Annotated in this window: 15 protein-coding genes; 12 read left to right on the top strand and 3 right to left on the bottom strand. The window is 60.4% G+C overall.

Going from position 1 to position 12,454, the window contains the following annotated elements; genetic code table 11:
• Positions 1 to 10: 10 nt before the first annotated feature.
• Positions 11 to 616 carry a malonic semialdehyde reductase gene (locus GVL04_RS04295; RefSeq protein ID WP_159700092.1) on the bottom strand — a complete coding sequence of 202 codons (606 nt, stop codon included), beginning with the start codon at positions 614 to 616 and terminating at the stop codon, positions 11 to 13.
• A 255-nt stretch (positions 617 to 871) separates the two neighbouring features.
• On the opposite strand from GVL04_RS04295, the gene GVL04_RS04300 reads away from it, so the two are divergent.
• Both GVL04_RS04300 and GVL04_RS04305 read left to right on the top strand, forming a co-directional pair.
• Positions 872 to 2,227: a uracil-xanthine permease family protein gene (locus GVL04_RS04300; RefSeq protein ID WP_159700095.1), complete on the top strand. Its 1,356-nt coding sequence runs from the start codon at positions 872 to 874 to the stop codon at positions 2,225 to 2,227.
• Between the two features lie 9 nt (positions 2,228 to 2,236).
• Positions 2,237 to 2,545 carry a hypothetical protein gene (locus tag GVL04_RS04305; protein WP_159700098.1) on the top strand — a complete coding sequence of 103 codons (309 nt, stop codon included), beginning with the start codon at positions 2,237 to 2,239 and terminating at the stop codon, positions 2,543 to 2,545.
• A gap of 20 nt (positions 2,546 to 2,565) precedes the next feature.
• Here GVL04_RS04305 and GVL04_RS04310 read toward each other — a convergent pair whose 3' ends face one another.
• Entirely contained in the window at positions 2,566 to 3,153 is a 588-nt protein-coding gene (locus GVL04_RS04310; RefSeq protein ID WP_327785611.1) for a recombinase family protein, read from the bottom strand.
• Positions 3,154 to 3,454: 301 nt separating this feature from the next.
• On the opposite strand from GVL04_RS04310, the gene GVL04_RS04315 reads away from it, so the two are divergent.
• The 10 genes from GVL04_RS04315 to GVL04_RS04360 all read left to right on the top strand — a co-directional run bounded on the left by GVL04_RS04315 (position 3,455) and on the right by GVL04_RS04360 (position 12,091).
• Positions 3,455 to 3,586 (top strand): lasso RiPP family leader peptide-containing protein, encoded by a 132-nt coding sequence (locus tag GVL04_RS04315; RefSeq protein ID WP_235036171.1) that lies wholly within the window; start codon positions 3,455 to 3,457, stop codon positions 3,584 to 3,586.
• Between the two features lie 102 nt (positions 3,587 to 3,688).
• Positions 3,689 to 5,353, top strand: a complete 1,665-nt coding sequence (locus GVL04_RS04320; RefSeq protein WP_159700101.1) for an asparagine synthase-related protein — start codon at positions 3,689 to 3,691, stop codon at positions 5,351 to 5,353.
• Entirely contained in the window at positions 5,350 to 5,652 is a 303-nt protein-coding gene (locus GVL04_RS04325; RefSeq protein WP_159700104.1) for a PqqD family protein, read from the top strand. Before GVL04_RS04320 ends, GVL04_RS04325 begins: the two co-directional genes overlap by 4 nt.
• Positions 5,653 to 5,681: 29 nt before the next feature.
• Positions 5,682 to 6,080 (top strand): lasso peptide biosynthesis B2 protein, encoded by a 399-nt coding sequence (locus tag GVL04_RS24920; RefSeq protein WP_369122335.1) that lies wholly within the window; start codon positions 5,682 to 5,684, stop codon positions 6,078 to 6,080.
• Positions 6,077 to 7,897, top strand: a complete 1,821-nt coding sequence (locus GVL04_RS04335) for an ABC transporter ATP-binding protein (protein WP_159700110.1) — start codon at positions 6,077 to 6,079, stop codon at positions 7,895 to 7,897. The genes GVL04_RS24920 and GVL04_RS04335 overlap by 4 nt, the downstream gene beginning before the upstream one ends.
• A complete protein-coding gene (locus GVL04_RS04340; RefSeq protein WP_159700113.1) occupies positions 7,860 to 9,014 on the top strand; it encodes a sensor histidine kinase in 1,155 nt (384 codons plus the stop codon). The genes GVL04_RS04335 and GVL04_RS04340 overlap by 38 nt, the downstream gene beginning before the upstream one ends.
• Entirely contained in the window at positions 9,011 to 9,664 is a 654-nt protein-coding gene (locus tag GVL04_RS04345) for a response regulator transcription factor (RefSeq protein ID WP_159700116.1), read from the top strand. The genes GVL04_RS04340 and GVL04_RS04345 overlap by 4 nt, the downstream gene beginning before the upstream one ends.
• Before the next feature lie 65 nt (positions 9,665 to 9,729).
• Entirely contained in the window at positions 9,730 to 10,551 is an 822-nt protein-coding gene (locus GVL04_RS04350) for a hypothetical protein (protein WP_159700119.1), read from the top strand.
• A 29-nt stretch (positions 10,552 to 10,580) separates the two neighbouring features.
• Positions 10,581 to 11,297 (top strand): ABC transporter ATP-binding protein, encoded by a 717-nt coding sequence (locus GVL04_RS04355; protein ID WP_159700122.1) that lies wholly within the window; start codon positions 10,581 to 10,583, stop codon positions 11,295 to 11,297.
• Positions 11,294 to 12,091 carry a hypothetical protein gene (locus GVL04_RS04360; RefSeq protein ID WP_159700125.1) on the top strand — a complete coding sequence of 266 codons (798 nt, stop codon included), beginning with the start codon at positions 11,294 to 11,296 and terminating at the stop codon, positions 12,089 to 12,091. Before GVL04_RS04355 ends, GVL04_RS04360 begins: the two co-directional genes overlap by 4 nt.
• Before the next feature lie 166 nt (positions 12,092 to 12,257).
• Here GVL04_RS04360 and GVL04_RS04365 read toward each other — a convergent pair whose 3' ends face one another.
• On the bottom strand, positions 12,258 to 12,416 hold the full coding sequence (locus GVL04_RS04365; protein ID WP_159700128.1) for a hypothetical protein: 159 nt from the start codon (positions 12,414 to 12,416) through the stop codon (positions 12,258 to 12,260).
• Positions 12,417 to 12,454: the final 38 nt, after the last annotated feature.

The following is a 12,454-nucleotide window of genomic DNA, read 5'->3' on the forward strand; positions in this document are numbered from 1 at the left end:
TTGTCAGGTCTTAGACGGTGCGAACGACGTCGTCGTAAGCGAACTTCGGCTTTGCTTCACCCCAGGCATCGGGGCCAGGCTGGCCGATGTTGACCACCAGGAAGCTCTTCTGGTCACCGGCAGGGAAGAACTCCGCGTCGATGGCGGAGAAGTCAGCGCCGGTCATCGGGCCAGCAGCGAAACCGAGTGAACGCACCGCAAGGATGAAGTAGCCGGCCTGAAGGTGGGCGTTGTTGTTGCCCGTAGCAGCGGCGAAAGCGGGATCGGCGTCGTACATTGCCTTCGGTGCGCCGTAGGCGGGCAGGAACTTGTCCCACTGACCCTGCCAGTCAGTGTCGTAAGAGAGGACGGCGACCAGCGGCGCGGAGGCGGTCTTGGCCTTATTGCCGTTGGAGAGAGTGTCCACCAGCTTGGCGCGGGCATCGTCCGAGCGGACGTAGGTCACGCGGAGCGGCTGGGAGTTGAAGGCGGTGGGGCCGAACTTGGTGAGCTCGTAGATGGCGCGGGCCTGCTCGTCGGTGACCTCACCGGCGAAGCTGTTGGCGGTACGGGCTTCGGCAAAAATGGCGTCGACTGCTGCGGCGTCAATGACTGCTTCTTCGTGGGCGATCGTCATTCGTAAACCTTTCGCTGGGCCCTGGCCTTACGGGCGGCCGGGCACTTCTGCTTTCCATGGTTGCAACTTCAACTTCCGTTGTCCTCTTCCCGTGACGGCCCGTGACGTTGGGCACACAGGGTGACTCCGCGTGTCGTTTCCTTGCGTTGTGAGGCCCGTTTTGCGCTGAATTCAGCGCGCGAGGCGCGTAGAGCGGGCCTCGCAATGGCGGTAATGTTGCACCGAATCCCAACACTTTTCTGAGGAAGGCCCGCCATGAGCATGCTCGGCATGAAATGGAAGCTCCACGGCAACGGCAAGTCCATTCGCCCCGGCCACGTGGTGGCACCCGACGAGCGGCTCGCCTGGCCTTTGACCATCGGCATCGGCATGCAGCACGTGGTGGCCATGTTCGGCGCCACCTTCCTGGTCCCCATCATCACGGGCATGCCGCCGGCCACCACCCTCCTCTTCTCTGGCATCGGCACCCTGCTGTTCCTCGTCATCACCAAGGGCCGCGTGCCCAGCTACCTGGGGTCGAGCTTCGCGTTCATCGCCCCGATCATGGCCTCCCAGCAGCAGTACGGCGTCAGTGGCGCCTTGGGCGGCGTGGTGCTTGCCGGCGTCGTACTGGCGCTTATTGGTGCGGTGGTCCAGAAGTTTGGCGCCGAATGGATCAACCGGCTCATGCCGCCGATTGTCACCGGTGCCATCGTGGCACTGATCGGCCTGAACCTGGCGCCGGCTGCCAAGTCGAACTTCGATGCCGCTCCCGTCACCGCGCTGATCACGCTGGTCACGATCATTCTGGTCTCTGTTCTGTTCAGGGGGATCCTGGGACGCTTGAGCATTCTGGTGGGTGTTGTGGTGGGGTACCTCGTGGCGATGATGCGTGGCGAGGTTTCTTACGAAAAGATGGACGCCGCCGCGTGGGTTGGCCTGCCGCTCTTCCAGACGCCCGAGTTCCATATCGGCGTGGTGGGATTGTTCGTGCCGGTGGTGCTGGTGCTCGTCGCTGAGAACGTGGGGCACGTGAAGTCTGTGGCCGCGATGACCGGCCAGAACCTCGACGGCGTCTCCGGCCGCGCGCTGATGGCCGACGGCGCCGCGACGGTACTTGCCGGGTTCGGCGGCGGTTCCGGAACCACGACCTACGCGGAAAACATCGGCGTCATGGCCGCCACCAAGGTCTACTCGACGGCGGCCTACTGGGTGGCCGGTATTTTCGCCATTTTGCTGAGCTTCTCGCCGAAATTCGGCGAACTGATCGCGACCGTCCCGCCCGGCGTCCTGGGCGGTGCCGCGACCATGCTCTACGGCATGATCGGCGTGCTCGGCGTGAAAATCTGGGTGCAGAACAAGGTCAACTTCTCCAACCCGATCAACCTGACGACGGCCGCTGTGGCTCTGATTATCGGCATCGCGGACTACACGTGGACCATTGGCGAGCTGAAGTTCACGGGCATTGCACTCGGTTCCGCTGCTGCCCTGGTGATCTACCACGGCATGAAGGGTCTGGCGCGCTGGCGCGGGACCGTCGCTGAGCCGGAGACCGAGACGGCGGGGCTGCCGCCTGCGGTGAAGTCGGCGATGAATGCTGCGGCTAAGCGGGGCGGCAAGAAGGGGAAGTAGGGGGATTATTTGCTCCAGCTTAGGAGCCAGGGCGTCGTGGTGGTCTTCGCTCCGGGGCGAGTAACTGTCGACGTCGAAGTCGTCCTCAAGCACGCCCGCTCAGTAGGTGCGTCCACAGTTCCACTGACGGACGAGCCGGATTCGGATGCCCACGATCTCTCCGACGCCGTCACTCTCGCCCCACACACGCCAACGGGCAGGACCACGGAAGCGCTGCCATCGATCGTGCTGAGCCACGTTCTGGTCTCCGTGGATCACGAGCAGGCAGTGGAGTCGTCGCACCAACTCACGTCGTTGCGCGAGCAACTGGGGTACTAAGCCTGCCAATCCGCAGCGGCCTAGAGGGGACCGCTCAGTGCTCTTGCGACTGTGGACGTACTGACTCCCAAGGTGTCAGCAATCTCGCTGAGAGTCATCTTCTTGCTCCTGAGGTTCCGCGCCGCTTCCAGTTTGTGGGGGGTCATCGCCGGTGGCCGCCCGCCAAGGCGCCCACGGGCCCGGGCTGCCGCGAGCCCCACCGTGGTTCGCTCGGACAACCTGCTGCGTTCATACTTCGCTATGGATTCGAACAACCCAAGGATCACACGACCGTGCTGGCCTCCGGTATCCAACCACGGTTCCGCCACTACCCGGAAGCTCACGCTCCGCTCGGCCAGCAGCGCAATGATGCCCACCAAGTCCGAGGTACTGCGCCCCAGCCGCGTCAAGTCACTCACGAGCAGCGAGTCCCCCGGCTTGAGCGCCTCGAAGCAGGCCTCCCACTGCCCCCTGAGTTCAGTGGCCCCGGTTGCACGCTCCTCATAGACATCCACTGCTCCGGCTGCCTTGAGCACTTGGACCTGATCAGCAAGGGACGGCCCAAACGTGCTTTCCCTGGCGTAACCAATAGAAATATTGAGTCTATCCAATTTCCCAAAAACCCCCATTTTTGAGTTGAAATTATTTGAATACCGTATTGAGTTTTGACGCATAACTATCTGCAAATAGGCTCAGCAGGTATACAGCGTTCACAAGTGCCAGATAATGACTTTTGGGAAGCGCATCAGCAATCTTGCCATGGCTGGGACCACAGCATCCGCCCCGCCAGTATGACATAACAGAATTAGAAACTAAAACAACTTTAAGAAAGCTTTTGATGGCTCTTGTCACGTTCTCGACCAGAAGTGATACTCGAGTTACAACCGGCAAAGTAGCCGTGTAATTATCACCTAGGGAGGAGGGATGATGATGAAAAGCAACTATTCTGCTCCGCGTGTAGCGCGGGTGGGTTCGTTCCGTGAAGTGACAAACGGTGTTTGGTTCGGGCGCTGGCGCGACATCTTCGGCGGTCGGGCATTCGTTAAGGTCGACATCGGCTGATAGCAGCACAGAGGTACGAGCGGGAGCCTCGTCATCGTGACGAGGCTCCCGCTCTGCATCAGGCTTTCATTCGCTCCATCACACGTCAGGTGCCAGGACTCAATGCCACAACTTTTCTTAGCCAACAGGGGCAGTGCCTCGGGATTGGTCGACGGATCAACGGCGTTGCCGTCCAGCGCCGATGTCACCATCCTCGATTCCAGGCTCAGTGAACGTCAAGTGAGCGATTCCGCTGTCTCCAACCATCATTTCCGTGATGACCATGGCGCAAGCCCGGGCTACGCACGCGCGACCACCGGATCAATCTCAACTGCAGAGGCGCTGTACTGGACCGACGTCAGCGGAGTGCCGATTGCCTCGACGTCCCAGGGAGCACTGCGGCAGATTGCCCACAGCAAGCTCGATGACAGCAGGGTCCGCCTGGCACTCTGCACAAATTTGCCTGGCTTCCTGCGCCACCTTCCGTTCTGGGAAGGAATCAATGCAGTGAAACCAGGCTCCACGCTGACCTATGACAATGGGCGTCCCAAGGTGCTGGATCAGGCAGTTGCGGCGGACCACCCCCACCTGGATATATCCGAGGCGGCTAAACTGCTGCTGGCTGAGCTGACGCGGTCCATGGAACGCCGAATCCAGTCCTACGGGAATCTGAGCGCTGATGTATCCGGCGGCATGGATTCCACCAGCCTGGCCTACATTCTGGATTCACTTCAGGAAGAAAGCATCTACTACCATGCGGGCACGGACGATCCCCATAACCGGGATAGCCAGTTCGCGCGTCGAGCAGCATCGGAATTACGCGGGCAATTCACCGAACTGGAGTCACTGACCGCCACGTCGGGCGCGTTCAGCGAATTCGATCAGAACATCCAGGGCCTCGATGACGGTCCACTGGCATGGGCCGGGAATTCCAAGCACCTTGGATTACTGCTCACTGACGCCTCCCGACGTGGGGTCAAGGCTCACCTGACGGGCGTTGGCGGCGACGAATTGTTTGATCCACTTCCCGCCACAGCCCTCGATCTCCTCAGGGGTTCATCGTGGAAAGCCGGTCTCCGGATAATTCGCCGCTTAGGCAAAATGCAGCGGTGGTCGACGCTGGCCGTAGCCCGAGCGGTCGGATCCAACGCCAACTTTGAAACCGAGATGCTACGGCGTATTGACACCCCAGCGGGGAACATCGTGGGGCCCGCGGAGGCCTTCTCCTGGGCTCCCGGATTCGGCCTCTCCAAATTTGCCACAGCAGAAACCCGGGAGGTAGTCGTGCAGAAAGTGAAGGATGCTCTCAAACAGGGAGTCCGGCCACACCATAAGGACCGCTTCAGGCATCAGATGACCGAGGCAATCATGTTTCAAGGCGAAGTTGTGCGGCAAGTGGGCCATGCCTACGAACACCTCGGCGTCGCTTGGGAGGCGCCCTACTTGGATGATGCGGTAGTCCGTCTCATTCTGAGTCTGCCTACAGACATCCTCATTGGAACCCGCGACAACAAACCACTCCTGGCGCGGGCGACGGAGCCTGTTGTCCCCCGATGGTTGTTTACCCGCGAAGACAAGGGTGAATACAGTTCCGACCTGTTCACCGAGTACAAGAAGCGTCGACACGACCTGTCCCGCCTTTTCGACGAAAGCTATTTGGTCGACATGGGTCATATCAACGCAGACGCTGTGCGCGACGCCTTGAGCATGCCGGCAGTCAGCACGGACGAACTCTTTGAAATCGAACAACTCGCCGGTGTCGAGAGATGGGTAAGGGCCATTCAATGAGGAAGAAGACAACCCGCACCATCGAAGCTACAGACATATTCCAACCTTCACGGAAAATTACCTTCAACGTTGATGATGACGGAGTAACAGTCTTCGACGCCCGTGGCGGCGCTTACTGGCGTGGAAACGCCACAGCAGCCGACGTCATGGCCGCAATCGAGCAAAAACTCGATGTGGGTGACGTCGTTGACAAAATCTCTGAATCCTACGGAGTTGACCACCACCGTGTGCGTCAGGACGTCCACGCATTGATTGGTGAGCTACAGAAGTCCGGAATTATCCGGAGAGTCAGCCCATGAGCCTCCCCATTAGTCCACAGCCGACCGTTATGCCACAGGGGCTGTTTCGGTTGCGGACACACGCGGTAGTCGGCGTCGCCTGGGTCATGACCTTGCTGCCGCCGACGCTTCTTCAGTCAGTTCTCCAGGGCATCGCACATTCACATCGTTCCACCAGGGCCCATCAAGCGCGCCTTATGAGGGCAGCCGTATGCGCCGTTAGCGCCCGCTGCGCCGGCGAGGGGTGCCTGCAGCGGTCGATCGCAGCCTTCATGCTGTGCCGGATGGAAGGTCACTCTCCGGGATGGAAAACGGGATACCAACTTGAGCCATTCGCTGCCCATGCATGGATTGAAGTGGACGGGGTGCCGATCGACGAGCCCCATCGCATCCGCAGCTACGTCCCCGTCCTCACCGTGGCTCAGCCCGGAGAAGCGAGTAACAAATGAAGACCACAGCCAATACCTCTCGACGCGCCGGGCTTACTGAACTGTTCCGCCACGTAGCCTTTCAACGCCGACTCGTTGTCCTCATCGTGCTCCTCAGCCTTCTGGGATCTGCGCTTTCCTTGGCACAACCTTTGCTGGTCCGTGAAGTGATCGACCGAGTCAGCGCTTCCAAGCCCTTGGAACTCCTGCCGTGGCTTGTTGGCGGGCTCATCCTTGTGGGGGGAGTTCTTGGTGGCATCAGGCAGTACCTGATCCAGCGCACCGCCGAGACGGCCATTAGGATGTCACGCCACAACCTCATCGACCACATTCTTCACCTTCCGGTTCCCACATTGGACCAGCGCCGCGTAGGCGATCTCGTCGCACGTGTCACGACAGACACCACAGTGATCCGCAACATGCTCAGCCAAGGCTTTGTGGAATCCTTCGCAGGTGTTTTCACCATCATCGGCGCCCTCGTGGCAATGCTCTTCCTGGACCCCGTTCTGGTGATCATTGCCCTTGGAGCCGCCCTGGCCTCGGTCGCAGCAGTCGTTTGGGTCACCTCCTACATCGAACGCGCCAGCCTCGGCGTACAAACTGCCCTGGGGAAACTCTCATCCTCCATGGACCGCGCCATCCGAGCGACACGAACTGTGCGAGCAGCCAACGCAAGTACACGTGAATCCCAACGCGTTAAGGAAGACGCGAACGGCGTCTGGACCATAGGATTACGCGTTGCGGCCATCACAGCCTTGGTTTCCCCGATTTCCTCCATCGCTATGCAAGTGACCTTCCTCGCCGTTATCGGAGTCGGCGGGCTCAGAGTGGCATCGGGCGAATTGACTGTGGCGGACCTCGTTTCGTTCATTCTCTTCCTGTTCCTCCTTATCATGCCCCTCGGACAACTGTTCGGAACCGTGAGTGCGATAGGGGAAGCTCTCGGAGGCGTGGCGCGCATTAACGAGATCCTGCAGCTCCCCACCGAACAAGACGCACCTGTCGTTGTGGGCAACGTGGTCCCCACCATCAGAGATTCCAGTCTGGTTTTCCGTGGTGTGAGCTTTGAGTACGACCATCCTTCCGAGGAGACAGAAGGGTCAAGTCGGCGGTCAACGTTGAGCGATGTCTCATTCCAGATCAAATCCCGACAGCGGGTTGCAATCGTCGGCCCATCCGGGGCAGGCAAGAGCACCATCCTGAATCTTATCGCCCGCTTTTACGATGCTTCCGATGGGCAAATCCTGTTTGGCGGAACCGACGTTGACCAAGTAGCCAGGTCGGCGGTCCGGGCCAACATCGCCTATGTCGAGCAGGACGCACCCGCTGTTGCCGGGACCCTCCGGGACAACCTGAACATAGGGAGTCCGGATGCCTCCGACGAGGACATGATGGCCATTCTTGAACGGCTGAATCTCACAGCTGTCCTTCAGAGGTCAGAACTTGGCCTCGACGCGGAAGTCGGTGAAGGAGCTGTGCTCCTCTCCGGAGGAGAACGGCAGCGAATTGCTGTGGCCCGAGCCCTGCTCGCAAACCCTTCAATGCTTCTTCTGGACGAATCAACCTCCAACCTGGACGGGGTCAGTGAGGAAAAGGTGAGGGAGCTCATCGCCGACGTAACCTCGGGGTGCACTTTGGTCATCGTTGCCCACCGCCTCGCCACCGTGCAAAGCTCGGACTTGATCCTGGTGCTCGATGAAGGCAAGGTCGTGGCAAGCGGTACCCACACAGAATTGATGCAGACCTCGTCTCTTTATCGGGAACTCGCTCAGAACCAATTCCTGACAAATGAGATGGCCTATGAAGCAACGACACCCGAGCACGACGCAAAGCGCTGATCCAGAAAACGTTCGCCCCTCCGTGGTCCGCGAATCGCTCATTCCCGTTCTGCTGAACGGTCTGGTCGGCCTCATCGTGGTTGCGGGGCTTTGGATCACCGTGGTTCCACCGGAATCACCAGGCAGGCTGTTCCAACTGGCTCTGGGGGGCCTCGTTGTCCTCGGACTCTGCCTTCGGTCAAGGTTTCCCTCGCTTGCTGCCGCGTGGACCGGAGTTGTGACGGCGGTGGGCTGGAGCTTGGGAATGACAGAGGATCCTTTCCTGGTGACAGGGCTCTGCCTCTATGTTGCCGCAGAGCGATTCGGGACGCGCCTCTTTCCTGCATGGCTGATCGGGCTGGAAATTCTTCTGTTCACGTCCTTGCTTCTGGTCTCCGCCGAGGGTGCCGAAGCCCGCATCCGGGGAATCATCCTGGGCGCTGTCATCATCGGGGCAGCGTGGGTCCTGGGCATCCGCACCCAACGCATGCGCTATGAAACCGAGCGCAATGCCCGGGCGCAGGAAAGGCTTCGCCTCGCCCGGGACGTCCACGACGTTCTGTCCCACACCCTGGGAGGTATTGGCGTGAGGGCCGGCGTCGTCGCCCATGTAAAGTCGTCCACCACCGACGATCTTCGATCTGCGCTGCAGGGCATCGAGTCAGACGCTCGTGATGCCTTGGGCCAACTGCAGGTCTTGATGCGCGAGGAACGTAGTGAAACGGCTGATGACGCTCCTCCGGGAAGCCTTCCGGAACTGGTGCAGGAGCTGTCACAGTCGGCCATACGGGCCGGCATATCTGTCGTGATCGACGCCGACGAAAGTGCCCACGACCTTCCGGCCGCGCAACGAACCACCGCGTATCGAATCATTCAGGAAGCCCTGACAAACGTGATCCGTCATTCCGGAGCAGGAATCTGCCAGATCACCATCAGGACTGAGGGCGGCGGCCTGAAAATCAGCGTCCTCGACGACGGTCCAGGGGCGGCTTTGGCTTCCAAAAACGGTCACGGACTCACAGGAATGCGTGAACGGGCTCAGCTTTTGGGCGGAACCCTTGAGGCAGGACGGGATACCCGTGGATACCGCGTGGCTGTGTCACTGCCGGGAACTGCAGGGAGGGTGCAGACCCGATGAATGAGATCAGTGTCCTCATCGCAGACGACGATGCTCACATCAGGACATCGCTGCGCCTCTTGATCGACGATGAGCCGGACATGGCGGTGTCTGCCGTGGCTGTGGACGGCGCAGATGCCGTGGAGTCCATACTGGAGCACCAACCCGATGTGGCGCTCATGGATGTTCGAATGCCACGAATGACGGGCCTTGAAGCTGCAGGCATTCTGGCCTCCCGAAAGTCCCGCACCCGGCTGGTCATGCTGACCACCTTCGATATGGACGACTACGTCTACCAAGCACTCCGCCAGGGCGCCTCCGGCTTTCTCCTCAAGAATGCGCCGCTGCCCGACATCCTCAAGGCAATCCGTACCGCCCATGAAGGAAACGCCCTCCTCGCCCCGGAGATCACCCGCCGCCTCATAGACCGCTTCACCCTTCGCCCGGCCGTACACGACCGCATCAGCGAACTGACCGTCCGCGAACGCGAGACCTTGACGCTCATCGGACAAGGCGCCTCCAACAACGAGATAGCAGCCGCCCTGTTTCTCACGCGAACCACTGTGCGGACTTACGTGAGTCGAATACTTACGAAACTGGACGCACGGGACAGAGCCCAGCTCGTTGTCATCGCGTACGAAGGCGGCCTGGTGGGCCTTTCGACGATCTAAGCGGGTGCCACGACTGTCGACACCTGCAGACAGACAAGCGGTGCTGGGCCGGATTGACTTGAGTCATGCCAGTATCTTCCAAAGCGACCTTCGACGTGCACCCGGGATCGCGAACCACCATGATCCGCGCCGTCAGGGCCGAAACAACCAAGCTGCTGACACTGCGTCTTTGCCTCAACACCATGGCAGGAACGGTGCTGCTCACGGTGCTTCTTTCCTGGATACTGACCAACCTGATCGACGCTGCCCATAAGGCAGGGAGACCGGAAGAGGCAGCTGGCCTTGAGGGAGGCACCGCCTTTCTGGTCATCCTTCACTATGGGCAAATAGGGGTAATCCTTCTTGCGGCATGGTCGATGCACCAGGAATCGGACAGCGGGTCCCTTCGGAGCACCTTGATCAGCCTCCCGCAGCGAACTGTCGTGTTGGCGGCCAAAGCAATCGTGATCGTCGCTGCCGTTTTCATCACGGCTGTTCTGAGTGTGTTTGGGTCGGCTGGGATGCGTTGCGTAGTCATCGACTGCACTGCCGAAAGCAGCCAGATAGCAGCGACTCCGCAAGCGGCATCAGGAATCCTTTGGGGCGTGGTCCTTTACTGGATACTCATCGCCCTGTTCACCTACGCCTTGTCGGTGGTACTGCGCAGCGGATTGGCGGCCATGGGCACGGTCTTGGCGATGGCCCTCATTGTCTCCACCTACTTGGTGAACATCACCCCCCTCGCCAGGTTTCTGCCGGATCAGGCGGGCGCCCAGCTCTATCAACTGCCACCTCCTACGCCAGGCGACTTGGGACCTGCCACGGGCGGATTGGTCGTCGCGGTTTGGGTGGTCGCGGCGCTGATCGCTGCTCATATTCTGTTTCGTCGCCAACCAGTTCGCCGCTAAGTGACATCGACTACCAAGGAGATCAGGCAATGATCGAGATCAAGAATTTGAGCAAGAAATACGGGCAGTCGGACGGAATCATCGACGTCTCGCTGACAGCCGAGCCCGGGAAGGTCACCGCCTTCCTCGGTCCGAACGGCGCCGGCAAGTCAACAACTTTTCGGCTGCTTCTAGGCCTCGATCGGGCGGACAGGGGTTCCGCTCTCATCGAAGGAAAACCCTACCGGGACCTCACCGCCCCTCTCTGGACGGTGGGAGCTCAGTTCGATGGCTCTGGAGCCCACAAGGGCCGGACGGGCAAGGCCCATCTCACTTGGATGGCTCAATCCAACGGCATTCCGCACTCGAGGATCGGTGAAGTTCTGGAGCTCGTCGGACTTTCGGACGCCGCCCGGAAGCGCGTGGGAGCATACTCCCTGGGTATGGGTCAGAGACTCGGAATTGCCGCGGCACTCCTGGGCGATCCGCGCATTATTGTTCTCGATGAGCCGACCAACGGATTGGATCCCGAAGGTATCCGCTGGATCCGAGGGCTCCTGAGGACCCTCGCCGCCAACGGCAAGACTGTCCTTATTTCCAGCCATCTCATCAATGAGGTCCAGCACGTCGCTGACCACATCGTCGTCATTTCCGGTGGCCGCATTGTTCAGTCCGGAAACGTCAATGAGCTGGTTGCCGGTCACGATGACCTCGAGGCCGCCTATTTCGATTGGACCGGCAACGCGGCTAAAGGAAACGCCGCATGAGCTCACTCGTGGCCACCGCCAGTAAAGCCAGCCTGTTCCGTGCCGAACTCACGAAACTCATCACTCTAAGATCCCTGTGGATCACCGGGGCCCTGACGTGGCTCATCGTGGTTCTCGTCGGGTGGTCCCAGGCGAGGCCGGTTGGGGATGCGCTCCGAACCAATGACCCCGGGCTTGCCCCTGGCGCGAGTCCGGAGACGGTCGGCTTCGACTGGGTTGCCCTGGGGCTGATTGGAATTATTGTTATTGGCGTCATTTCCGCGTCGAGCGAGTACGTGTCGGGCCAACTGCGGACCAGCCTGGTGGCCGTGCCGAACCGCGAGCGCCTGTACCTGGCGAAGTGCACTGCCTTGACAGTGTTCGTCACGCTGCTGGGAGTCGTGACCATCCCGCTGTTGAGCCTGCTTTCCCAATCTGGTCTCGACGAACTTTCCGTCATCAACGGGACCGTTCCGGCAAGCCTTATTCTCCGCTGGGTTGGTGCCATAGCTTTCTGGGATGCCATAGCCCTCATAGGGTTCGCACTGGGTATCTTGCTCAAGCAGACGCTGATACCTCTGTTTGCGCTCATTGTGGTGTCACAACTGTCGTTGATGTTGCTCCTGCTGACTCCGGTTTTTGCCTATCTACCCACCGTGGCCGGGGTCCTGCTGTTCGACCCAGGCTTGGTTACGGGGTCCTACCCGGACGCGGACCTGGGTACTCTCTCCGCTGCGATAGTAACTTTCACCTGGACAGCTGGCCTTGTCGCCTTTGCGGGATTCAGGTTCAGCACCCGGGACGCCCGGGGCTAGCTGAACCACGACGCCGGTCCTCACCTCAGATCCAGTCGAGGACCGCCGTCGGGCTTCCTCAGCGACGTGCCTCTGCGTCGGCCGCCATGAGGCCTTGCCGAATCTTGTCCTGACCCCCCTCGTCCCAGCCGCCCGAACCAGCGAGGGGGACTTCGGTGATGTACTTTCACTCTTCCTTCGGAATCCGGGCAGCAACGAGACCGGGCGTGGACGCAGCAGCGGAGTACAGGTTAGGGCCGGATGGTGGGAGAAGCCACTCCATGACCTGCAGGTCACCTCCCCGCCCACCGGCGACGAGCATGGAGGAAATGCTCAACGTGTCCATGGTTGGGTCGCTGACCGAGGGAGTTCAGGCTGGGGTTT

This window comes from Arthrobacter sp. 18067, assembly GCF_902706295.1.
In the GTDB taxonomy this organism is placed as follows: domain Bacteria; phylum Actinomycetota; class Actinomycetes; order Actinomycetales; family Micrococcaceae; genus Arthrobacter.

What these genes read in the sequence shown, in the direction of transcription:
- GVL04_RS04295 (WP_159700092.1), bottom strand. Translation starts at nt 616, where the DNA reads ATGACGATCGCCCACGAAGAAGCAGTCATTGACGCCGCAGCAGTCGAC.
- GVL04_RS04300 (WP_159700095.1), top strand. Translation starts at nt 872, where the DNA reads ATGAGCATGCTCGGCATGAAATGGAAGCTCCACGGCAACGGCAAGTCC.
- GVL04_RS04310 (WP_327785611.1), bottom strand. Translation starts at nt 3,153, where the DNA reads ATGGGGGTTTTTGGGAAATTGGATAGACTCAATATTTCTATTGGTTAC.
- GVL04_RS04315 (WP_235036171.1), top strand. Translation starts at nt 3,455, where the DNA reads ATGAAAAGCAACTATTCTGCTCCGCGTGTAGCGCGGGTGGGTTCGTTC.
- GVL04_RS04320 (WP_159700101.1), top strand. Translation starts at nt 3,689, where the DNA reads ATGCCACAACTTTTCTTAGCCAACAGGGGCAGTGCCTCGGGATTGGTC.
- GVL04_RS04325 (WP_159700104.1), top strand. Translation starts at nt 5,350, where the DNA reads ATGAGGAAGAAGACAACCCGCACCATCGAAGCTACAGACATATTCCAA.
- GVL04_RS24920 (WP_369122335.1), top strand. Translation starts at nt 5,682, where the DNA reads ATGCCACAGGGGCTGTTTCGGTTGCGGACACACGCGGTAGTCGGCGTC.
- GVL04_RS04335 (WP_159700110.1), top strand. Translation starts at nt 6,077, where the DNA reads ATGAAGACCACAGCCAATACCTCTCGACGCGCCGGGCTTACTGAACTG.
- GVL04_RS04340 (WP_159700113.1), top strand. Translation starts at nt 7,860, where the DNA reads ATGAAGCAACGACACCCGAGCACGACGCAAAGCGCTGATCCAGAAAAC.
- GVL04_RS04345 (WP_159700116.1), top strand. Translation starts at nt 9,011, where the DNA reads ATGAATGAGATCAGTGTCCTCATCGCAGACGACGATGCTCACATCAGG.
- GVL04_RS04350 (WP_159700119.1), top strand. Translation starts at nt 9,730, where the DNA reads ATGCCAGTATCTTCCAAAGCGACCTTCGACGTGCACCCGGGATCGCGA.
- GVL04_RS04355 (WP_159700122.1), top strand. Translation starts at nt 10,581, where the DNA reads ATGATCGAGATCAAGAATTTGAGCAAGAAATACGGGCAGTCGGACGGA.
- GVL04_RS04360 (WP_159700125.1), top strand. Translation starts at nt 11,294, where the DNA reads ATGAGCTCACTCGTGGCCACCGCCAGTAAAGCCAGCCTGTTCCGTGCC.
- GVL04_RS04365 (WP_159700128.1), bottom strand. Translation starts at nt 12,416, where the DNA reads ATGGACACGTTGAGCATTTCCTCCATGCTCGTCGCCGGTGGGCGGGGA.